The sequence below is a fragment of the Synechococcus sp. SynAce01 genome, assembly GCF_001885215.1.
GTDB classification, from domain to species: Bacteria; Cyanobacteriota; Cyanobacteriia; order PCC-6307; family Cyanobiaceae; genus Regnicoccus; species Regnicoccus frigidus.
This window is the reverse complement of the sequence record NZ_CP018091.1, coordinates 1,883,491-1,904,509: the sequence shown is the minus strand read 5'-3', so window position 1 is coordinate 1,904,509 and position 21,019 is coordinate 1,883,491. Positions and strand designations below refer to the sequence as shown.

General features: G+C 67.4%; 19 protein-coding genes and 1 pseudogene. 11 read left to right on the top strand and 9 right to left on the bottom strand.

Annotated elements, in window-relative coordinates:
- The first annotated feature begins 80 nt into the window (after positions 1 to 80).
- The 4 genes from BM449_RS09975 to BM449_RS09960 all read left to right on the top strand — a co-directional run bounded on the left by BM449_RS09975 (position 81) and on the right by BM449_RS09960 (position 4,020).
- Complete coding sequence (locus tag BM449_RS09975; protein WP_071801094.1) at positions 81 to 1,052, top strand: glutathione S-transferase C-terminal domain-containing protein; 972 nt, start codon at positions 81 to 83, stop codon at positions 1,050 to 1,052.
- Positions 1,049 to 1,732 (top strand): DUF2301 domain-containing membrane protein, encoded by a 684-nt coding sequence (locus BM449_RS09970; protein WP_071801093.1) that lies wholly within the window; start codon positions 1,049 to 1,051, stop codon positions 1,730 to 1,732. The genes BM449_RS09975 and BM449_RS09970 overlap by 4 nt, the downstream gene beginning before the upstream one ends.
- Positions 1,729 to 3,711 carry an ABC-F family ATP-binding cassette domain-containing protein gene (locus BM449_RS09965; protein WP_071801091.1) on the top strand — a complete coding sequence of 661 codons (1,983 nt, stop codon included), beginning with the start codon at positions 1,729 to 1,731 and terminating at the stop codon, positions 3,709 to 3,711. The genes BM449_RS09970 and BM449_RS09965 overlap by 4 nt, the downstream gene beginning before the upstream one ends.
- A 90-nt stretch (positions 3,712 to 3,801) precedes the next feature.
- Complete coding sequence (locus BM449_RS09960; RefSeq protein ID WP_071802189.1) at positions 3,802 to 4,020, top strand: CP12 domain-containing protein; 219 nt, start codon at positions 3,802 to 3,804, stop codon at positions 4,018 to 4,020.
- Here BM449_RS09960 and cgtA read toward each other — a convergent pair.
- Complete coding sequence (gene cgtA / locus BM449_RS09955) at positions 4,008 to 5,012, bottom strand: Obg family GTPase CgtA (RefSeq protein WP_071801089.1); 1,005 nt, start codon at positions 5,010 to 5,012, stop codon at positions 4,008 to 4,010. The two genes, BM449_RS09960 and cgtA, sit on opposite strands and share 13 nt — an antisense overlap.
- A 66-nt stretch (positions 5,013 to 5,078) precedes the next feature.
- On the opposite strand from cgtA, the gene BM449_RS09950 reads away from it, so the two are divergent.
- On the top strand, positions 5,079 to 6,335 hold the full coding sequence (locus BM449_RS09950) for an ABC transporter ATP-binding protein (RefSeq protein ID WP_071801087.1): 1,257 nt from the start codon (positions 5,079 to 5,081) through the stop codon (positions 6,333 to 6,335).
- On the opposite strand, the gene BM449_RS09945 is transcribed toward BM449_RS09950, so the two are convergent.
- From BM449_RS09945 to BM449_RS09930, 5 genes are read right to left on the bottom strand one after another with little or no spacing between them, the layout of a single operon-like run.
- Positions 6,332 to 8,743, bottom strand: coding sequence for an endonuclease MutS2 (locus tag BM449_RS09945; protein WP_071801085.1), 2,412 nt, complete (start codon positions 8,741 to 8,743; stop codon positions 6,332 to 6,334). The two genes, BM449_RS09950 and BM449_RS09945, sit on opposite strands and share 4 nt — an antisense overlap.
- Positions 8,740 to 9,195, bottom strand: a complete 456-nt coding sequence (locus tag BM449_RS09940) for a VOC family protein (protein WP_186437635.1) — start codon at positions 9,193 to 9,195, stop codon at positions 8,740 to 8,742. Before BM449_RS09940 ends, BM449_RS09945 begins: the two co-directional genes overlap by 4 nt.
- Before the next feature lie 41 nt (positions 9,196 to 9,236).
- Positions 9,237 to 10,238: a porphobilinogen synthase gene (gene hemB, locus BM449_RS09935; protein ID WP_071801083.1), complete on the bottom strand. Its 1,002-nt coding sequence runs from the start codon at positions 10,236 to 10,238 to the stop codon at positions 9,237 to 9,239.
- Positions 10,239 to 10,284: 46 nt separating this feature from the next.
- Positions 10,285 to 10,410, bottom strand: a complete 126-nt coding sequence (locus BM449_RS15525; RefSeq protein WP_255448133.1) for a hypothetical protein — start codon at positions 10,408 to 10,410, stop codon at positions 10,285 to 10,287.
- Positions 10,411 to 10,438: 28 nt separating this feature from the next.
- Positions 10,439 to 11,434, bottom strand: a complete 996-nt coding sequence (locus BM449_RS09930; RefSeq protein ID WP_071801082.1) for a J domain-containing protein — start codon at positions 11,432 to 11,434, stop codon at positions 10,439 to 10,441.
- A 137-nt stretch (positions 11,435 to 11,571) separates the two neighbouring features.
- On the opposite strand from BM449_RS09930, the gene BM449_RS09925 reads away from it, so the two are divergent.
- Positions 11,572 to 12,039 (top strand): hypothetical protein, encoded by a 468-nt coding sequence (locus BM449_RS09925; RefSeq protein ID WP_071801081.1) that lies wholly within the window; start codon positions 11,572 to 11,574, stop codon positions 12,037 to 12,039.
- On the opposite strand, the gene BM449_RS09920 is transcribed toward BM449_RS09925, so the two are convergent.
- On the bottom strand, positions 12,029 to 12,646 hold the full coding sequence (locus tag BM449_RS09920; protein WP_071802187.1) for a Coq4 family protein: 618 nt from the start codon (positions 12,644 to 12,646) through the stop codon (positions 12,029 to 12,031). The two genes, BM449_RS09925 and BM449_RS09920, sit on opposite strands and share 11 nt — an antisense overlap.
- Before the next feature lie 142 nt (positions 12,647 to 12,788).
- Between BM449_RS09920 and BM449_RS09915 the strand changes: the two genes are divergently transcribed.
- The 3 genes from BM449_RS09915 (at position 12,789) to BM449_RS09900 (ending at position 15,202) form a co-directional block, all read left to right on the top strand.
- The gene (locus BM449_RS09915) at positions 12,789 to 13,037 is read left to right on the top strand and encodes a hypothetical protein (RefSeq protein ID WP_071801080.1); all 249 of its coding nucleotides are present in this window, start codon (positions 12,789 to 12,791) and stop codon (positions 13,035 to 13,037) included.
- A gap of 178 nt (positions 13,038 to 13,215) precedes the next feature.
- Positions 13,216 to 13,629, top strand: coding sequence for a hypothetical protein (locus BM449_RS09910; RefSeq protein WP_071801079.1), 414 nt, complete (start codon positions 13,216 to 13,218; stop codon positions 13,627 to 13,629).
- A 421-nt stretch (positions 13,630 to 14,050) separates the two neighbouring features.
- On the top strand, positions 14,051 to 15,202 hold the full coding sequence (locus BM449_RS09900) for a THUMP domain-containing protein (protein WP_071801078.1): 1,152 nt from the start codon (positions 14,051 to 14,053) through the stop codon (positions 15,200 to 15,202).
- Positions 15,203 to 15,237: 35 nt separating this feature from the next.
- Here the strand turns inward: BM449_RS09900 and BM449_RS09895 are convergent, their stop codons facing one another.
- Together BM449_RS09895 and BM449_RS09890 are read right to left on the bottom strand one after the other, a co-directional pair.
- Complete coding sequence (locus BM449_RS09895; protein ID WP_071801077.1) at positions 15,238 to 15,651, bottom strand: phage holin family protein; 414 nt, start codon at positions 15,649 to 15,651, stop codon at positions 15,238 to 15,240.
- Positions 15,648 to 16,064: a DUF883 family protein gene (locus BM449_RS09890; protein ID WP_071801076.1), complete on the bottom strand. Its 417-nt coding sequence runs from the start codon at positions 16,062 to 16,064 to the stop codon at positions 15,648 to 15,650. The genes BM449_RS09895 and BM449_RS09890 overlap by 4 nt, the downstream gene beginning before the upstream one ends.
- 97 nt (positions 16,065 to 16,161) lie before the next feature.
- Here BM449_RS09890 and smc point away from each other — a divergent pair, with 97 nt between their 5' ends.
- Positions 16,162 to 19,791 (top strand): chromosome segregation protein SMC, encoded by a 3,630-nt coding sequence (gene smc, locus BM449_RS09885; RefSeq protein ID WP_071801075.1) that lies wholly within the window; start codon positions 16,162 to 16,164, stop codon positions 19,789 to 19,791.
- A gap of 140 nt (positions 19,792 to 19,931) precedes the next feature.
- Positions 19,932 to 20,669, top strand: a pseudogene (locus BM449_RS09880) (PRC-barrel domain-containing protein); the annotation flags it as partial.
- Positions 20,670 to 21,019 lie beyond the last annotated feature (350 nt).

The window sequence follows — 21,019 nt, the reverse complement described above, 5'->3', positions numbered from 1 at the left end:
CTGGTCGCCCAGCCTTTTGCCCAGCCTTACAGGTGTGGCCCATGGCGATCCAGAGTTGATTCAGCCTCTGGAGCCTGAAGATGGCCATCCCCCCCCCCGTGGTGGCCGCCGTCAGACAGGCCTGGCAGTGGCAGTGGCATCAATTAATGGGTGGGCTGGGGCCAGCCGATGCCGAAGGCAACTACCGCCGCCCGGCCGGTGCCTTTGTGGCCCTTCCGCCGCTGCCGGCCAGCGCCGGCCAGCCTGGTCAGCACGTGCTGATTGTGGGGCGCAGCTGCCCCTGGGCGCACCGGGCCTGGCTGGTCTGGGCCCTGCGCCAGCTGCAGGGATCGCTTGAGCTGCTGGTCGTGGAGCCTGATCCGAAGGCCGGGCGCTGGCGCTTCGTGACCCCCTTCGAGGGCGCAGAAGCCTTGATTGATCTCTACCGCCGCTGCGGAGCGCCTGCGGGAACCCGCGCCACCGTGCCGGTGCTCTATGACCGGGGGGAGCGCCGCATTGTGGTCGGAGAAAGCGCCCGCCTGATCGAATTGCTCAACCGTTGGCCAGCTCCAGGCCAACGTGTGCCAGATCTGGAACCTGCCGGGCTGGCCGAGGCCATCGAGGGCTGGCGCGGGCGGCTGCAGGGGGCTGTCAACGATGGGGTGTACCGCTGCGGCTTCGCCCGCACCCAGGCGGCCTATGACCGCGCTGAAGCCGAGCTGTTTGGCGTTCTCGGCGAGCTGGAGGCGACCCTCTCAGCAGATGGGCCCTGGATCTGCGGCTCCCAACTCAGCCTGGCCGATGTGGTGCTGTTCCCCACCCTGATCCGGATGGAGATGGTCTACGCCCCCCTGTTCGGCTGCAGCCGCAAGCCGCTCTGGCAGTTCCCGGCCCTGTGGGACTGGCGGCGGCGCTTCCATGGTCTGCCGGGCGTGGAGGCCACCTGCTTCCCGGAGGCCTGGCGGCGCGACTACTTCGGTGCCCTGTTCCCGCTGCAGCCCTCGGGAATCGTGCCGGCGGGCCCCGATCTGGCCACACTGGTGTCTGGATCTCCAGGGGAGCGCCGGCCATGACCGAAACCATCAGCGAGCAGCCAGGAGGGCCAGAAGGCCCGGCCACAGGCCCGGCTGATCCGGTGTTTGAGGGGGTCTACGGGCTCTACACCATCACCGACACCGACCGGCGCGAGGTGCTGGGCTATCGCCTCGCCCTGCTGGCTGTCGCCGCTGGCCAGGCCTCCCTGCTCTGGCTGTGGAGCCACGGCGGCACCGTGCTCTGGCCCTGGCTGCTCGTGATGGCGCTCGGCCTCGGCCTGGCGCTGCGCTGGATTCACATCTATGTGCGTCCCCTGCATCGCGCCCTGCAACTGTTCTGGCTGCTGGGCTGCCTGGGCGGACTGGCCCTAGCACTGCGGGTGGGACCGGCCCAGATGCTGCCCACATTGGCCGCTGATTCCCGCTGGATCTGGGCCGTTGGACCGTTCTTCGCCGCCCTCGCCGGCGTGGGCTTCAAGGAATTTTTCTGCTTCCAGCGGGCCGAAGCGGTCGGGGTGACGCTGCTGCTGCCGGTGAGCCTGCTGGGCCGGCTCACCGGCCTGTTCGATACCAGCACCGCCTTCACCCTGCTGGCGGTTCAGGCGGGGCTGCTGCTGCTGCTCTGCCTGCGCAAGTTCCCGATGCCTGCCGCCGCCGATGTGGGCGACAAGAGTGTCTTTGCTTACCTGGAGAACCAACGACAACCCTCGAACGCGTGAGTTTGATCAGCCTGGTGGGAGTCGGCAAAGACTTCGGCATCAAAACCCTGTTCGAGAACCTCACGCTGCATGTGGGTGAGAAAGAGCGGCTGGGCCTGATCGGCCCCAACGGGGCTGGCAAGTCGACCCTGCTCAAGCTGCTGGCCGGCCAGGAGACGCCCGGGGAAGGGGAACGACGGGCCTCGCCACGGCTCAAGGTGGTGATGGTGAGCCAGGAGCCGGATCTTGAAGCCAGCCGCACCGTGCTGGAGCAGGTGACCGAAGGCTGCGGCGAAAAGATTGACCTGCTGCGTCGGTTCACCGCCGTCAGCGAGGCCCTGGCGGAGGAACCAAGCGCCGAGGATCCGGGTCACACGGCCCTGCTGGCCGAGCTGGGCACCCTGCAGGGCCGCCTTGACCAATGCCAGGCCTGGGACCTGGAGCAGCAGTGCCTGGAGGTGCTCGACCGGCTCGGCATCCAGGACGTGCAGCAACAGGTCGGCAATCTCTCCGGCGGATTTCGTAAGCGGCTCGCCCTGGCCTCGGCCCTGGTGGCGGAACCGGATGTGCTGCTGCTGGATGAACCGACCAACCATCTCGATGCCCAGTGCATCGAGTGGCTGCAGGATCAGCTGGAGCGCTTGAGCGGTGCCCTGGTGCTGGTCACCCACGACCGCTACTTCCTCGATCGGGTCACCCGCCGGATCGTCGAGGTGGATCGGGGCGAAGCGCGCAGCTACGCCGGCAACTACGCCGCCTACCTGCAGACAAAGGCCGATGAGGAGGCCGCCGAAGCCGCCACCGCCGCCAAGTTCAAGGGAGCACTGCGGCGGGAGCTGGAATGGCTCAGCCGCGGCCCCCAGGCCAGGAGCACGAAGCAGAAAGCCCGGATCCAACGGATCGAGGCGATGCGCGAGGCACCCACCCGCCAGGCCAAGGGCCAGCTCAGCCTCAGCACCGCCAGCCGGCGGATCGGCAAGCGGGCGATCACGGCCGAGAACGTGTCGATCGCCGTACCGGGCGGGGGACGCAGTCTGCTGCGGGAGTTCAGCTACGACTTCAGCCCCGAAGACCGGGTCGGGATCATCGGCCCGAACGGCTCAGGCAAATCCAGCCTTCTCGATCTGATCGCCGGCCGGCGGCAGGCCGAAGGCGGCAGCCTCGAACTTGGTAGCACCGTGCAGCTGGCCTACTTCGACCAACAGGCCGAGGCTCTGGTCGCTGGCGGTGGCCTGGACCGCAAAGTGATCGAGTACGTCCAGGAGGCGGCCAGCCAGATCGATCTCGGCGGGGTCCAGGTCAGCGCATCCCAGCTGCTGGAGCGCTTTTTGTTCCCGCCCGCCCAGCAGCACAGTCCGATCAGCAAGCTCTCGGGGGGCGAGCGGCGACGGCTCTATCTCTGCCGGCTGCTGATCCAGGCCCCCAACGTGCTGCTGCTCGATGAGCCCACCAACGATCTGGATGTGCAGACGTTGACCGTGCTCGAAGATTTTCTCGAGGATTTCCGTGGCTGCGTGGTGGTGGTCTCCCACGACCGTTACTTCCTCGATCGCACCATCGACCGCCTGTTCTGGTTCGAGGACGGCCTGCTCAAGCGCTTTGAGGGCAACTACAGCGCCTATCTCGCCCAGGCCGGCCCGGCCACAGCGCAGGCGACCTCCAAACCGGCGGCCGCGAGCCCCAAGGCAGCCAGCGGCGCCCCCAGCAAGCCCCCCGGTAAAGGCACTGGCAACAGCCTCGGCGCAGGCAATGGAAACAAGGCGGCTGGTGCGGAAGACGAGCGGCGGCGCAGTTTCAGCGAAAACCGCGAACTCAGCGAGCTGGAGGGCCAGCTGCCCCGGCTCGAAGCGCAGCGCAGCCAGCTGGAGCAACAGCTACTGGCGGGCGCTGAGCGCGACTACGGCCAGCTCGACAGCCTCACCCAGGAGCTCTCGGCCCTGGCGGAGCGCATTCACCGCGCCGAGGAACGCTGGCTTGAGCTCAGCGACCTGCGGGCTTGATCAGCTCCAGCCCACAAAGCTTGCTCAAGGGCTGGCGGCGCCCCGTAGGGTGAAGCCGACATGATCTGGTTGTCGAAACCGACCGTACCCATGAACACCATCGACGAGCACATCCGTAAGGATCAGACCGAAATCGAAGCCGCCAAGACCGTTGGCGACCAAGCCAAGCTCGGCCACCTCGAGGACGAGCTCAAGTCGCTGCAGGAGTACAAGACCCACCACCCTGAAGACGACCACGATCCCAATTCCCTAGAGGTTTATTGCGACCTCAACCCGGAAGCCCCCGAGTGCCGCGTCTACGACGACTGATCCGCGATCCCCAGCTGCTCCCAGATGGCGGCCAACAGGCCGTCAAGGCCGGAGCGGGTCACCGCTGAGATCTTGAGCACCTCGCTTCCCCAGCGCTCTGCCAGCCGTGCAGATGCTTCATCCAGTGCCTCGCTGTCGAGCAGTTCGATCTTGTTGAGGGCCAGCAGCCGGGGCCTGTCCTTGAGGCCATGGCCATAGGCGAGCAGCTCCTCTTCCACCACCGCCAGATCGGCCACCACATCAGGGCTGCCGGCATCCACCAGGTGCACGAGCAGCCTGGTTCGCTCGATGTGGCGCAGAAAATCGTGGCCGAGTCCGGCACCCAGCGCAGCACCGGCGATCAGGCCGGGGATGTCGGCGAACACGGTGCCATCTCCACTTGGCCTGCGCACGACGCCGAGATTGGGCACCAGGGTGGTGAAGGGGTAGTCGGCAATTTTCGGTTTCGCTGCTGAAAGCACGCTGATCAAGGTGCTTTTGCCGGCGTTGGGCAGGCCGATGATGCCCACCTCAGCCAGCAGCTTGAGTTCCAGCTGGATCAGGCGCTCTTCGCCGTCTTTGCCCTCGGTGAATTTCTCAGGAGCGCGGTTGCGGTTGCTGAGGTAGTGGGCATTGCCGAGCCCGCCGCGCCCTCCCGCCGCCACCCGCAGGCGTTCGCCCGGCTCCACGAGATCACCGATCAGCGCCAGGCTGACCTGATCACGCACCTCGGTTCCACAGGGCACCCGCACCACCAGATCACCGCCACCGGCACCGGAGCTGCGGTTGGGTCCGCCGCGACGCCCCTCTGGAGCAGCAAACAGGCGTTTGTACTTGAAATCAAGCAGGGTCTGCAGGTTGGGGTCGGCCTCCAGCCAGATGGCCCCGCCATGGCCGCCATCGCCGCCGGAGGGCCCACCGGCCGGCACATATTTTTCACGTCGGAAGGCCACGATGCCGTCGCCGCCCCGGCCGCCCTGGACGGCGACGCGGGCTTGATCAATGAACTGCAAAGGAGACCCTGAAGAGCGGGGCAGGTGAAGAGCCAACCCTAGGATCGCTGCGTCTGAGGACCGGTCTTGGCAGAGGTTCGCTTCGAGCAGGTCAGTAAGACCTTTCCAGCCCGGCGGGGAGGTGCGCCGGTGGAAGTGCTCCGCCAGCTGGATCTGACCATTCACGACGGCGAATTTCTCGTCCTGGTGGGTCCGTCGGGCTGCGGCAAGAGCACCCTGCTGCGGATCCTGGCCGGATTGGAAACCCCCAGCAGCGGCGAGGTGCTGGTGGGGGATCGGGCGGTCACGGGGCTGCGCCCGGCCCAGCGGAACGTGGCGATGGTGTTCCAGAGCTACGCCCTCTATCCCCACCTCAGCGTGGCCGGCAACATCGGCTTCGGCCTGCGGCGCAGCCGTCCCCTCAGCCTGCCGCAACTGCTCCAGGACAGCCTGCATCGCCTCAGCCAGCCCCTGCCCCGTGGCCTGAGGATTCCCTCGCCCCGGGAGGAGGCCATCAGCCGGCGGATCGCCACGGTGGCCGAACAACTCGGGCTCACACCCCTGCTCGATCGACTGCCGAAGGAGCTCTCCGGCGGCCAGAAGCAACGGGTGGCGCTGGGTCGGGCGATCGCCCGCCAGCCCTCGGTGTTTCTGATGGATGAACCCCTCAGCAACCTCGACGCCAAGCTGCGCACCGGCACCCGGGCCCAGATCGTTGACCTGCAGCGCCAGCTCGGCACCACCACCCTCTACGTCACCCACGACCAGGTGGAGGCGATGACGATGGGCCACCGCATCGCCGTGCTCAACGCCGGACGGCTCCAACAGCTCGGCACGCCGATGCAGCTCTACAAGTGGCCGTCGAATCTGTTCGTGGCCCAGTTCATCGGCAGCCCGCCGATGAACCTGCTGCCGGTGCTGGCGGTGGGTGGCGACCAGGTGCAGCTGGGCTCCAGGCGCTTTCTGGTGGAGGGGCCCAGCGGCCAGGCCCTGATCCACTACACCAGCGGCGCCTACGAAGGGGCAATCACCGGCGGCCTGCGGCCAGAAAATCTCAAAATCGCCCCCGCTGCCAACCGCAACATCCAAGCCGAGGTCTGCCACGTTGAAGCCCTCGGCAACGAAGCGCTGATCAGCTGCCGCCTGCTGGATGGTGGACACCTGGTGCAGGTGCGCGGCGACCCCTCCCAGCAGATGAGCCCTGGCCAGACGGTCCATCTGGAAATCGACCAGGCGGGCTGGCGCTTCTTCGATGCATCCGGGGAAGCCTTGCCCCTGCCGGCGGAGGCCAGGGGCCTGGCCGAGGCGGCGGCGGAACCGGAACTGCCCAATCTCAGGGCCTAGGCCACCCAGACCACGCTGCAGCCGGGTCCACCATCGCCCTTTTCAGCGTCGCTGACCCGCTCGACCCAGGGCAGGGTGTCCAGCCATTGGCGCAGCCCCCGCTTGAGCTTGCCGGTGCCGATGCCATGGATCACCCAGACAGGGCCCCGGGCACCACGCAGCGTTTCCTCCACGGCGGCCTCCGCTTCATGGACCCGCAGGCCGCGCACATCAACGGTGTTGCGCTCGGTGCGCACCTCCGGCCCGGAGCGGCGATGGCTGGCGGGCATCTGGATCTGCACCTTCGGCGCCGCGGATTCCACTGGGGCCGGCTTCTCGCCACTGAGGCTCTCGATGGCGCTGAGCTCCACAGTCAGGCGCAGCACGCCGCAGCGCACCGTGAGTTCGGCCCCACCGGGGCTGATCGCCAGCACCTCCGCCGCCTTGCCGAGCGAGAGCAGACGGATGCGTTCTCCCAGCACCGGCCGCCAACCGTTGGGCTCGCGGCGCTGGGGCTGGGGCCGGTGCTGTTGCTCCAGCCGCTTGAGCCGCTGGCCGGCCTGCCTGGCGCTCTCGCCATCGGCCTGGCCCTGGCGCAGGCGGTGGATCAGCCGTCGCACCTCTTTTTGGCCCGAGCGGATCGAGAGCTCCAGCGCCTGGCGGCGCTGCTCCTGCAGCTCGGCTGACTGCTCCTGTTGCTGCTGCCAGCGCTGCAGCAACTCCTCATGCAACAGCTCGGTGCGGGCCAGCAGGGCGGCGGCATCCTCGGCGGCCTCCTGCTGCCGGCGCCGCTGATCCTCCAGGCCGCGGATCACCTGGTTGACCTCACCATCGCCGCGGGGCGCGAGCAGGTCGGTGGCAGACGCAATCACGTCGCCGGAGAGCCCCAGGCGCGCGGCGATCGCCAGGGCATTGCTGCGGCCGGGGATGCCCCATTGCAGCTGGTAGGTGGGCGAGAGAGTCTCGAGATCAAAGCCCACCGAGGCGTTCTCGAAGCGGGGATCGCCGTATTTCAGCGCCTTGAGCTCACCGAAGTGGGTGGTGGCCAGCGTCAGCCGGGCCCGATCGGCCAGATGGCGCAACAGGGCGATCGCCAGCGCCGCGCCCTCGCCCGGATCGGTGCCTGCGCCCACCTCATCGAGCAGCACCAGGCTGGCGCCTGCTGCTGGCTGCGGCAGGGCAGGCTCTGGCAGGGCGGCCAGGATGCGGGCGATGCGGCGCACATGGCCACTGAAGGTGGAGAGGTTCTGCTGCAGGGATTGTTCATCGCCGATGTCGGCGAGCACCAGGGAGCACCAGGGCAGCCGTGGCGTACCGGCGCAGGGAAGGAACAGACCGGCCCGGGCCATCAGGGCCGCCAGGCCGACGCTCTTGAGGCTCACGGTTTTGCCGCCGGTGTTCGGTCCGGTGATCGCCACCACCCGCAGGGCCGCTGCGGCGGTGACACTCACCGGCACCACCGCCTGGCCGCCGGCATGGCGCTGCTGCCAGAGCAGAAGGGGGTGGCGCAGCCCGTGCAGCAGCCAGGGGGAGGCGGGATCAGCGGAGAGCTCGGGCCGCACGGCGCCGAGCTCCAGCCCGTAGCGCGCCCGGGCCAGGCCGAAATCCAGCTGGACCAAGGCCTCCTGAAAGGGCCCCAGCGCCTCGGCCTGCAGCGCCACTAAGCCACTGAGTTCGGCCAGCACCCGTTGCTCGGCCTGCCGCTCCTGGCCTTCCCACTCGCGCAGGCGATTGCCCAGGGCGATCACCGCCTGGGGTTCGATGAACACCGTGCTGCCAGAAGCCGAGGTGTCATGCACCAGACCGCTGAGCTGGGACGCCGCCCCCGCTTTCACCGCCAGCACCGGCCGGCCGTTGCGCTCGGAGATGACTGTGTCTTGCAGCAGCGGCGCCAAGCGCCGCAGCAACTCCTGCAGCCGCTCGCGCCGTAGCAGGCGGCCGGCGGCCAGCTGTTGGCGCAACCCGGCGAGCGCAGGGCAGGCCCGATCCGCCACCCGGCCGCCCTCTTCCAGGCAGAAGCGCAGGCGCTGCTCCAGCTCTGGCTGGCTGCGCAACTCCTGGACGAGATCCGTGCAGGCCGGCCGCAGCTGGGGGTCTTCGATCTGGCGCCGCAGGCGGCGCCCCGCCGCCAGGGTGGTGGCCACCGCCAATAACGCCTCCGCCGAGGCGGTGCCGCCTTTGCTGCAATGCAGCAGGGTGGCCGCCAGATCACAGGCCCCCTGAAAACTCAGTCCGCCTTCGATGAGGCCATCGAGGCCGAGCAGTTCGGTGGTTTCCAGCAGGCGCCGCTTGCTGGCGGCGCAGTCCGCGGCCAGCGGCAGGGCCCGGCAACGCTGGCGACCGGCAACCGTGCTGGCGAAGCTGGCCAGATGCTCAGCCAGCCGCGGCCACTCCAGCAAGGCCAGGGTTTCGGCCTCGATTCCGCTCAAGCCGGCCCCTGAATCGCCACACCAGCCTGGTTAGTAGCAATCTGGTTGAAGGCAGGTTGGTTGGAGACGATCCCGGTGGGGGGCTCGTAGAGCATCTCCAGCCAGTTGCCTTCTGGATCCTGCAAGTAGAACGAAGCCGTGCCATCGCGGTGGTCATGCACCGGGCCGACGCTGTGGCCGGTGGCCTGCAGCCGATCGTGAATCAGCTCGACCTCAGCGCGGTCTGAGAAGTGAAAGGCGAAATGGGGTCCGGCTGCGGTGTAGGTCTTGGCGAGCAGGGCGACGCCATCGCCGCTTTCGGGGGATTGGAGGTAGGTCCAGTCGTCGGCTTCCCAGGTGACCTGGAGCCCGAGGGCCTGATAGAAGGCCGTGGCGCGGGGCATGTCCTCCACCCGCAGGGCCACGTGGCCCAGTCGCTGCACCGCCATCGGTTTTTGTTTGAGTGCCTCCATTCTGGTCGGCGGGGCTGCCCTCCCGGGCGGGAAACAGGCCCTCAGCCGTCGCGCAACCAGGCCGCGGCATCACAGGCGTGGTACGTGAGGATGAGATCGGCCCCAGCCCGCTTGAAGCAGAGCAGGGTTTCGAGCACGATCGCTCGCTCATCGATCCAGCCGCGCTCGGCCGCCGCCTTCACCATCGCGTATTCGCCGCTGACGTTGTAGGCGGCGATCGGCAGCTCCGTTTCCTGGCGCAGTCGATGGATGATGTCGAGGTAGGCCAGGCCTGGCTTGACCATCAGAATGTCGGAACCCTCCTGCTCATCGAGCAGGGCTTCGATCAGGGCTTCGCGGCCGTTGGCCGGGTCCATCTGGTAGGTGGATTTGTCGGTGGGGATCGGCTTGGAGCTGGTGGGGCGAGGCGCTGAATCGAGTGCTTCGCGGAAGGGGCCGTAATAGGCGGAGGCGTATTTAGCCGTGTAGCTGATGATGCCCACCTGCTCGAAACCCTCCTCATCGAGCGCTTCGCGGATCGCTCCGACCCGGCCATCCATCATGTCGCTGGGGCCGATCAGATCGGCGCCGGCGCGGGCCTGGGCCACCGCCTGACGGCAGAGCTGGGAGACGGTTTCGTCGTTAAGCACGATCCCTTCGGCATTGACGATGCCGTCATGGCCGTCGCAGGAGTAGGGGTCGAGGGCCACGTCGGTCATGACCGCCATCGCCGGGTGCTCCAGCTTGAGCCGGCGAATCGCCCGGGGGATCAGGCCGCCTTCGTTGAAACACTCAGCACCGTCCTCGCTTTTGAGGCCATCGGCCACCTTCGGGAAGAGCACCACGCAGCGGATGCCGAGATCCCAGGCCCGGCCCACCTCCTCCACCAGCCCATCAAGGCTCCAACGGCAGGCGCCGGGCATCGCGCCGATCGGATCGTTGCTGGTGCCTTCGTGAACAAACAGCGGGTAGATGAAGTCAGCTGGGCTGAGCTGAAACTCACGCACCATGGCCCGCAGGGCCGGCGTGCGGCGCAATCGACGCGGGCGGTTGATGAGCTCCATGCCAGCAAGTTAGGGATCAGCCACTGTAAAGCTCGATCAGGATTGTTCAGATCTTCCGGCATTCGTCATGATCAACCAGAGCATCATTGGCTGGTTTCCATTCAGCAAAAACTGGAGCCAAAGCTGGAGCAAAAGATAAACAACAAGATGAATTCATCTCGATGATGATCATCGCAGCTGAAATCCAGCCCACAGCCAGCTCAGAGCTTGGCGGCCTTCATCCACTCAGCCCGTGGGTCAAGGCTGCGGGCTTGGCGCAGTTGGTCGAGCAGGTCGCGCTCGGCCTCGCTGAACCGTTCCGGCAGCTTCAGACTGAGGCTGAGCAGGAGATCGCCGCGGCCGTCTTTGAGGGGCCAGCCTTTGCCCTTGAGGCGCAAGCTGCGGCCGAGGGCCACCCCCGCTGGCACCTGGACGGTGGCCTCGCCATCAGGGGTGGCGACGCGCACCTCGCCGCCGAGGGCGAGCTCATCAAGGCTCAGCGGCAGCTCGGCGCGCAACTGGTCGCCATCGAGCTTCCAGATCGGATGGTCTTCCAGCCGCAGATTGAGGTAGAGATCACCACGGCGGCCGGTGCCGGGCTGGAGGTTGCCCTTGGCCTTGAGCCGCAGGCGGCTGCCGTTTTTCACCCCCGCAGGTACCCGCACCTGCACCCGCTCCTCATTCACCGCCAGAGCACGCTCACAGCCGTTGAAGGCCTCGGCGAAGCTGAGGTTGATCGTGGCTTCGGCATCCAGGTTGGCCGCGGATGTGCGTCCCGCGGGCCCACCGAAGCCAGAGGGGATCCCTCCTCCGGGAAAGCCGCCGGAGAAGCCGAAGCCGCCGGGCGCACCTGAGAAGCCGGCACTGCCCGCTTGACCACCGAAGCGGCCGAGCAGGTCGTTGATGAAATCGTCGAAGTTGCCGTAACGCCCGAAATCGACATCGAAGCCGGGGGCGCCGCCGCCGCCAGAACCGCCACCCATCTGGCTCCAGTACTGGCCGAACTGCTCGTATTTGCGTCGCTTCTCCGGATCTGAGAGCACTTCGTAGGCCTCGCTGATCTCTTTGAACTTGGCTTCAGCGCCGGCGTCATCGGGATTCACATCCGGATGAAACTGACGGGCCAGCTTGCGAAACGAACGCTTGATCGCCTCGGCGTCGGCACCCCGCTCCACACCGAGAACCTTGAAGTAGTCGCGGAAGCCATTGGCGCTCATCGAGGCAGGCCCATCGAAACTCCAGGTGCAGGTCGCAGATGTCCAGTTTCCCAGTCTGCGCGGCTGTTTGGGGGGACGCCGCAGGGCGGAAGCCCGTACGGCTGCCTAACCTCGAACGTTCCTAGCCCTTCAGCTCGATGGCCAGCGCCCCATGCCGCAGTCCCCGATTGGCACGGGTGGCGGCCCTCGGACTGCTCGCCACAGGGCTGGCTTGGCTGGGCGGTTCCGGTTCAGTCGGCCAGGGCGGCGCCGCGATCGCGGCCCAAACAGCTGCGCCGGGAGCGGCCTCCGGCCTGGGCAAGGCACTGACCCCATCAACGGCCGAACAGCTCGCCCTGGTGGATCACCTGGTGGAGCGTGGGGCGGTGTTCTACGGAGCCTGGTGGTGCCCCCACTGTTTTTTTCAGAAGAATCTGTTCGGCACCGAAGCCGGCGAACGCCTGCCCTATGTGGAATGCGCCCGGGACGAGGCCGGTCGTAAGCGCTGCCTGGCCGCCGCGGTGAAGGCCTACCCCACCTGGGTGCTGGATGGCGAAACGAAGGAAGGGGTGCTGACGATCGAGGAACTCAAGGTCTGGAGTGGCTTCAACGGCGTTACGCCTTGACTGGCAGCTCCAGCTCCTGACGCCAGGAACTCAATGGCCGCTCCCAGCCCTCTTCGAGCTTGTAAGCGATCAGGCAGGGCGCTCCGAGGCCGAGTTCAAAACCCCGGGCCAGGGCCCGCAGCAGGGGTTCAAGTGGTTCGTCGTTCTGCAGGCTGCTGAGCAGGCCACCAAAGATCAGCAGCACCGCCAAGGGGGAGCGCACCTGGGCCAGGTTGAAGGCCTGCAGCCCCAGTTCACCGGGGCCATCGGTGCCAAAGCCGGTGAGCACATGGACGATGTCGTGGGTTTCGCGCAGGCGATGGGTGATGTACTGGGCCGGTGAGGTGATTGGGCTGGGGTCGATCAGGCTTTCGGGCGTCAGTCCCTGCCTCTGCAACTGGTCGGCATAGCGGCGGCCGAGGCTGCCCTCGGGCAGGGCCGCCAGCCGGGCCAGATCGATCGGGTCCGGTCGCCAGTTCGTTTCCACCAGGGCCGCCATGCGGGGTTTGGCCAGCAGGTGACGCTGCATCTGGGTGGACAGGGGGCTGCCATGCAGGCTGCGGAGCACTCCAAAGACACTGTTGAGCTCGCCAGGGTTTTTGAGAAAAGCGGCGAGGCTGGCCACCATGCGCAGCGACTGCAACCGTTGTTTGATGTTGAACAACTTGGGGGATCTCAGGGGTTGCAGCGATCCTCAATGACCCACCGACGTTCTGACCAGGGCTGAAACCAAGCGCCACCAGGCAACATGAAGCCCCCTGCCCAAGCTGATGGCTCGCCGCCGCCGCCCCTTCCTTCGCCTGTCCCTCGGCCGTCAACGGGCCCTTCCCGAGCGCACAAGCTCCAGGCTGAGCACCCGCAAACTGACCGGCCAAAATCTGGGCAACCGCAATTTGGGCAACCGCAATCCGTGGCCTGTGCTGGCGGTGCTGCTTCTGGGTCTGGGCTTGGGGGTGTATTTGTTCTATGGGCAGAAGGGAACCCAGGGGGACCAGCGGCGGGAGTTGCGGAAGTTTTGAGGGATTGCCTGAGGTGGTGCACTTAGTAGTCGGTATCGATGGATCTCACTTCGATGGCCAGGTGGTGCGGGCAGATCACAGCCAGTCCACCGGTATTCCCTCCAAACGGCCTAATCCAACGGAACAGCAAAGCTTCTAACCAACAGCCTTAGGTTGAGGCCCCACCGCCCCTTCCCATTTGACCGTTCTGCGCACCCTGTTCACAGCCACCGCCGCGTTGGTTCTCGCCGCCACCGCAGCCTTTGCCGCCCCGGCCGCCTCCCTGCTTAAAAACCTAAAGCTGCCGGTCCCAAGCGCCCTGCCCAGCCTGTTCGCTGCCAATGCGGTCGGGCAGGTGAGCCTCAACGGCCAGCTGGGCGGCACGCCCGATGACCTGCTCGCCAAGCTGCGCACTTCGTTGAGCAGCCAGGGCTACAAAGAGCGCACGATCAACACCGTTTCGGGTGCGTGGGGCTTGAATCTGGTCTTCGATCCACCGGCTGGCACCAGCGTGGATGGCACCCCGAGCGGCAAAACAGCCGTGCTGGTGCTGCAGGCCACGGCAGTGGGTCCAGGCAGGCTCAACCTCAACGTGCGCTACGAAGCGCTTTGAGGGATGCGTTGGCTTGAGGAGGCCCCAGTCCCAACCAATAAAATGGGGGCCTTCCAGCCCCCGTGAGTCATTTGGGTGATAAGGCTGACTTACCCCATCTCCCTAAGGAGTCAGGCGGCCACAGGGGCGGGCTGACGGGAGAAAGCAACGATGTTGTTCGCTGTTACGGATTTGCTCTTACCGAGCAGGCTTCAGTCACCCTCCTATTACCCCGTCGAAACCATTGCAGCCCCCTGAAAGATCCGCCCGAAGGTGGAAAGTGGAGCTGAGCGGAATCGAACCGCTGTCCGAAGCACCGGTGTGAGTCACCTAGTCCGCCCGAGGACGGACCCCTTCATTGTGGCAGCTGGCGCGGCAGGGTGTTGCCAACCTCCAAGGTGGGCAACAACGAACAGCGGCTGAGCGTCGCCCCCGAGCCTCCATGCACGCCCCGCTTGCCTGCATCGCCGCCCTTCCTCCCGGTCTTGAGCAGCTGGCAGCAGCCGAACTGGCCGGCCTGGGCGCTGAGGAGGTGCGGCCGTTGCGCCGCGCCGTCGCCTTCCGCTGCGACAGCGCCGGGCTCTACCGCATCCACCTGCAGGCCCGATTGCCATTCCGGCTGCTGAGGGAGCTGGCCCGCTTCCCCTGCCATGGCCCCGAGCAGCTCTATGCCGGCGTGCAGCGTGCCGTCGACTGGGACCAGTGGCTACCGCCGCAACGCAGCTTTCGGGTGGAGGTGAGTGGCACCGCCCCGGGGCTCAGCCACAGCCACTTCACGGCGCTGCAGGTCAAAAATGCGCTGGTCGACCTGCAACGGGAGCGCTGGGGTGAGCGTTCCTCAATCGACCTGGCCCATCCCGATCTCTGCCTGCACCTGCACCTCAGCGCAGCCGGCGAGGCGGTGCTCAGCCTCGATGGCTCGGCCGGCAGCCTGCATCGCCGCGGCTGGCGGGCCGCCGTTGGCCTGGCGCCGCTGAAGGAAAACCTGGCCGCCGGCCTGATCGGCTTCACCGGCTGGGATGGCCGCGTGCCCCTGGCCGATCCGCTCTGCGGCTCCGGCACCTTGTTGATCGAGGCCGCCTGCGCGGCCCTGGGGCGTGCCCCGGGCCTGGGCCGCGTACTGGCCCTGCGGCACTGGCTGGATTTCGATGGGGCCAGCTGGCGGCAGGAAACGGCGGCGGCCCAGGCTCTTGCCGCAGGCAGCCTCCCCGGCGGAGAGCCCTTGGCGCCGGTGCTGGGGATGGAGCGCGATCCTGCCGTGCTGGAGCAGGCCCGCAGCAACGCCGAAGCGGCCGGGGTGGCCCCCTGGCTGGATCTGCAACCGGGCGACTGCCTCAATTTCAGGCCGCCAGCCCAACCGGGGTTGATCGTCTGCAATCCCCCCTACGGCGAGCGGCTCGGTGCCGGTGAGGATCTCGAAGCCCTCTATGCCGGCCTCGGTGCCATGGCTAAAGAACGCTGCTCGGGCTGGACCCTGTGGCTGCTGAGCGGCAACCCCGAACTCACCGGCGCCCTGCGGATGAAGGCGAGCCGCCGGATTCCGGTGAGCAACGGTGGCATCGATTGCCGCTGGTTGAAGTACGACATCCGCTGAGCGCCTGCAGCTGGCACCCTTGAGCTGATCAGGCTTCAGCGCCCGAAGATCGCCCTGGTGGTGCGGCTGAGGCCCGCGGTGGTCTGGGGCAGGTAAGGGCCTTTGAGCAGTTGGCCGCCGATGCGCAGCATCAGCCCGGCGATCACGAGATCACCGGCCACCACGGCCAGCACCGCCTGGATCCAGGCCCAGCCCACTCCCTGGTGCAACCAGAGCACCAAAGCCAGCTGACCCAGCACCGTGGCGAGCACTAGAAACGTGAGGCCACCGCCGAGCAGGATGCCGCCACTGATCAGGCGTCGCTTTTCGCTGTCGGCTTCCTGCAGGGCGATGCGCACGTGCAGATCCATCACCGAGGTCACCAGGGCGGTGACCCGGCCTGCCGCAACCCGGCCGGCACTTCCCGACGGAGCTGAAGACCCGCCCCGGTTCTGGCGCTCCGGCGTCATGCCGAGCGCCGCCCGGAGGTGAGCAGCATGCCGATGATCATGCCGACGCCGGCAGCGACGCCAACGGCCAGCAGGGGACGCTCACGCACCGGCTTCTCGATGCGGGGCCGCAGGCTGGTATTGAGATCGTCGAGGAGCTGCTCGAGCTGATCCTCCAGGGGACCGATCCGATCGGCCAGCTGGCGGGTCTGGGCCGTGGCCACCTCCAGGAACTCGTTGAGCTGATGCTGCACACCGCTGGCGGTGCGGCCGGTCTGATCGGAAATCAACGAGACAACGTCGTCGAAGCTGCCGCGGGTGGCCTCGAGGGTTTCGCGTGCCACCTGGGGCCACTCGCGCTGGATCGTGGGAATCAGGGTTTCGAACCGCTCCCGAAAGCTGTCGTGGTTGATGGCTGTCGTTTCCGGTTCCATGGCGTGGTTGATGAACTTCTCTCTGTTTCCAGGTTAGGGAGGGGGTTGAGCAATTGCACAGTTCGGCTAAATTGAGCCTGCTCGGCGCACGAGCCTGTTGGTTCACATCAATCAGGTCGAGCTCACCCACTTCAAGTCGTTCGGTGGGTCGCTGGCGATCCAGCTGGAGCCGTCCTTCACTGTGGTGACCGGGCCGAATGGGTCAGGGAAAAGCAACATTCTCGATGCCGTTCTGTTCTGCCTTGGCCTGGCCAACAGCCGTGGCATGCGGGCCGAGAGGCTGCCGGACCTGATCAACAGCGCCATGGTGCGGCAGGGCAAGGCGTCCGAAACGCAGGTCACCGTGCGCTTCGATCTCGCCGACTGGCATCCCGACCCGGCCGAAGAAGGTCTTGATGTTCCAGCCGAAGGGCCCTGGATCCAGGCCGGCCAGCAGGAATGGAGTGTCACCAGGCGCCTTCGGCTCGCCCCAGGTGGCACCTACAGCAGCAGCTACAGCGCCGACGGAGTGGCTTGCAACCTGCAGCAGGTGCAGGGCCAGCTGCGCCGCCTGCGCGTGGATCCCGAGGGCAGCAACGTGGTGATGCAGGGGGATGTGACCCGCATCGTCTCGATGGGGTCCCGTGATCGTCGCGGCCTGATCGACGAACTCGCCGGTGTCGCCCTGTTCGATTCCCGCATCGAGCAGACCCGCTCCAAGCTCGATGAAGTTCAAGATCGCCAGGAGCGCTGCCACATCGTTGAGCAGGAACTGCTCGCCAGCCGCCAGAAACTGGAGCGCGACTGCGCCAAGGCACGCACCTACCAGGAGCTGCGTCAGCGCCACCAGGACGGGCGCCTCCAGCTCCAGGTGCTCGGCTACGAGCAGGCCGGCCAGCAGCTTGCCGCCCTGACCAGCCGCCAACAAGCCCTCGGACTTCAGCAAGAGGTGGATTGCTCGGCCGTCGCCGCGGCCCAGCTGGCCTTGGAGCTGGCGGCCAAAGCCGTCGAAGCGCTGCAGGCCGAAGTGAAGGCCCTGGGGGAAGACAGCCTGCTGGCAGTCCAGGCGGAACTGGCCGGGCTCGAGGCCAGCGGCCGCGAGTTAACGCGCCAGGCCGAGCGCCATCAGCACGACGGCGAGCAACTGCAGCTGCAGCGCCGGGCCCTTGTTGTCCAACAGGGCGAGCTGCGCCGGGGCCAGCAGCAGAACGACGCCAGCGATGACGGAGCCAAGCTGGAGCAAGCCGAGCAGGCCTGCTCCAGCGCCGAAGCGGCCGTGGAGCTCTCCCGCCGCCGCCTCGGCGAGATGGCCGACCGCTCCGGCAGCTGGCTCGAAGCGGAACAACAGCGCGGCCAGCAGCGTCAGGCCCTGCAGGCCCGCATCGGCCCGCTGCTCGCTGAGCAGCAGCAACTCGACGAACGCCTGCGCCAGCAGCAGCAAAGACTCCAGGAACTGGGCGCCGAACTGGGCGCAGGGGGCACAAGCGATCAGCAGGACCAACAACAGCTGCTGGCGTTGGAGTCGGAGGCGGCAGGCCTCAAGCAGGAGCTTGAGCAGGAGCAGCGGCAAGCCCAGGACCTCGCCGAAGCCCTGGCCCTGCAGCAACGCACCCGCACCCGGTTGGAGCAGGAACAGGTGGGCCTGGAGCGGGAGATCGCCCGGATCGAAAGCCGCCGCGAAACCCTGCAGGAAAGCCGCGGCACCGGCGCCTTGCGGGTGCTGCTGGAGTCGGGCCTGGGTGGCCTGCACGGACCGGTGGCCCAGCTGGGGGAAGTGGAGGAGCGGCTGCGGCTGGCCCTTGAGGTGGCCGCCGGCGGCCGGCTCGGCCAGGTGGTGGTCGATGACGACCGGATCGCCGCCCAGGCGATTGAACTGCTCAAGGCCCGCCGGGCCGGCCGGCTCACCTTCCTGCCGCTCAACAAGATCCGCGGCAGCGGCAGCTCCAGCGGCGGCAAAAGCGGCACGGCTGGAGCGGCCCTGGAGCGGGGCCGGGGCGGCACAGCCGCTGGTGGGAGTGGCGGACTGGTGGGCCGCGCGCTGGAGCTGATCCGCTTTGAGCCCATCTACGCCGACGTGTTCCGCTACGTCTTCGCGGACACCCTGGTCTTTGAAGACCTGGCCAGCGCCCGACGCGAACTGGGCCGCTGCCGCGCCGTCACCCTCGATGGCGAACTGCTGGAGCGCAGCGGCGCGATGACCGGCGGCAGCCTGCAGCAGCGCAGCGGCCAGCTCAGCTTCGGGCGCAGCTCCGACCACGACGAGGCCGAACCGCTGCGGCGACGGCTGCTCGAACTTGGCGAGAGCCTGGTGGCCTGCCGGCGGCGTGAGAACGAGCTGGGGCGGCAACTCGAGCAGCTGCGGCCCGTTTTGCAGGAGCACCAGCAGCGCCAGGCCGCCCTCAGCGCCGAACTGGGGGCGGCCCAGCGGGCCCTTGGCCCCCAGCTGCAGCGCCAGCTCCAGCTCCAGGAACGGCTCAACCAGACCCAAACGGCCCTGGGGGCCGACCAGACACGCCGGCAGGCCACCGCCGAGCTGCTGACCCCCTTGAACAGCGAGCTCGCAGCGCTCGAGGCCGAGGCGGCCGGGGCCCAGGCGTCGGCAGACAGCGACCGCTGGAAGGGACTGCAGCACGACCTTGAAGCAGCCGACCGGCTGCTCAGCGAAACCCGCCTGCAGCGCGACACCTTGCTGGCAGGCCGGCGCGAGCGCTCCCTGGCCAGGGAGCGGTTGGCCCAACAACTGGAGGCCCTCGCCAGCGAGGAGCAGCGGCTGCTGCAGGCCGTGGCGGCGCTGGGCGAAGCGCACGGCCAGTGGCGCCAGCAACACCAACAGGAACAGGAGCGACGCCGCGCCCTGGAGGCCCAGCAGCAGGAGCTGCAGGAACGCTTCGGCGAACGGCGCCGCGCCCGCGATGCGGCCGAGGCCCAGCTCGCCGCCCAGCGCCTGGCCCTGCAGCAGCAGCAATGGGATCTGGAGCGGCTGGGGGAGGAGCTGCTCGCCCTGGCCGAACAAGACCGAGGCCTGCGGCTCCGGCTCGAAGCCCTGGGCCGGGAGCTGCCCGATCCGTTGCCGGTTGTTCCCGAGCCCGTACGCCAGGCGGGCCTGGAGGCCCTGGAGCAAGACCTCCGTCGCCTGCAGGAACGCATGGAAGCGCTTGAACCGGTCAACATGCTCGCCCTTGAAGAACTCGAGCAGCTGGAGATCCGCCTCGACGAACTTCGCGGCCGCCTCGACATCCTCAGCAAGGAGCGCGAAGAGCTGCTGCTGCGGATCGAAACCGTGGCCACCTTGCGCCAGGAGGCCTTCCTGGAAGCCTTCCAGGCCGTGGATGGCCATTTCCGCGAGATCTTCGCCGGCCTTTCTGAAGGCGAGGGCCACCTGCAACTGGAAAATCCCGAGCAGCCCCTCGAAGGCGGCCTCACCCTGGTGGCCCATCCCAAGGGGAAGGAGGTGCGGCGGCTGGCCTCGATGTCGGGCGGGGAAAAGTCGTTGACGGCCCTCAGCTTCCTGTTCGCCCTGCAGCGCTTCCGCCCGTCTCCCTTTTATGCCCTCGACGAAGTGGACAGCTTTCTCGACGGCGTGAACGTGGAGCGCCTGGCCGCCCTGATCGCCAGCCAGGCCGGCGAGGCCCAGTTCCTGGTGGTCAGCCACCGAAGGCCGATGATCGCCGCCGCGACCCGCACGATCGGCGTCACCCAGGCCCGCGGCGCCCACACCCAGGTGGTTGGCCTGCCCGTCGCCGCCTGAGCCGTGGGTCACAATGACTCGACTGCCCTCTCTTCGCCTTCACCCCACAGGGATCCAGGCCATTGACCTCCTCCATCCCCCCTTCCGCTGATCCTCCCCAGGGCCTGTCTGGTGACAGGCTCTGGCTGCGATCCGAGCTGATGGGCACCCAGGTGATCACCCGTGACACCGGCCGCCGGCTGGGGGTTGTCGGCGAAGTGATCGTCGACATCGACCGGCGCGAAGTGATGGCCCTTGGCCTGCGCGACAACCCGCTTACCCGTTTTCTGCCCGGACTGCCGCGCTGGATGCCCCTGGACCGGATCCGCCAGGTGGGCGACGTGATCCTGGTGGATTCGGCCGATTCACTCACCCAGAGCTTCAATCCCGAGCGCTACAGCAAGGTCATCAACAGCCAGGTGGTCTCGGAATCAGGAGAGCAGCTCGGCCGGGTGCTGGGCTTCAGCTTTGACATCGAAACCGGCGATCTCACCACCCTGGTGCTCGGCGCCCTCGGGGTGCCGCTGCTGGGTGAAGGGGTGTTGAGCACCTGGGAGCTGACGGTGGAGGAAATCGTCAGCAGCGGCCCCGACCGGATCATTGTTTACGAAGGTGCCGAAGACAAACTCAAGCAACTGGGCAGCGGACTGCTTGAGAAACTCGGCATCGGTGGCTCCAGCTGGGAGCAGGAGGAGCGCGACCGCTACCGCCAGTCGGCGGTGCCAGTCGAGAACCAGTTGGCCTCCGGCCAGCCCACAGCCCAAGAACAGCGCCGCATCCAGCCCGCCACAAGCCGGGCCGTGGCGGCCACCCGCGAGGAGGAGCTCGAGTACGTCGAGCTGGAGCGGCAACGACAGGAACCACTGCGCCAACGCCGTTACCTCGACGAGGACGACGACCCCTACGCCCCGCCCGGTGGCGAGCGAGCCTCACGCGGCTGGGACGGGGACGAGACCGCTGCCAACGAGCCGAGGGGCTACGTGGAGCAACGTCCCAGCGAGCGCGGCTATCCGGAGCGGGCTTACCCAGAGCGGACTTTTTCCGATCGGGAAACCTTGGATCAGGCCCCTTTGGATCAGGCCCCTTTGGATAGGGGGCCTTTGGATCGGGGCCTTGGCGATCAGAGTCTTGGCGATCGCCGTCCCCTCGATCGGGCTCCAATCGAAAGAGCTTCCGATGAAAGGCGCTTTGAAGGCCGCCGCTTCAACGACGACATCGATACCGGCAGCCTTGACGATCTCCGGCCGGC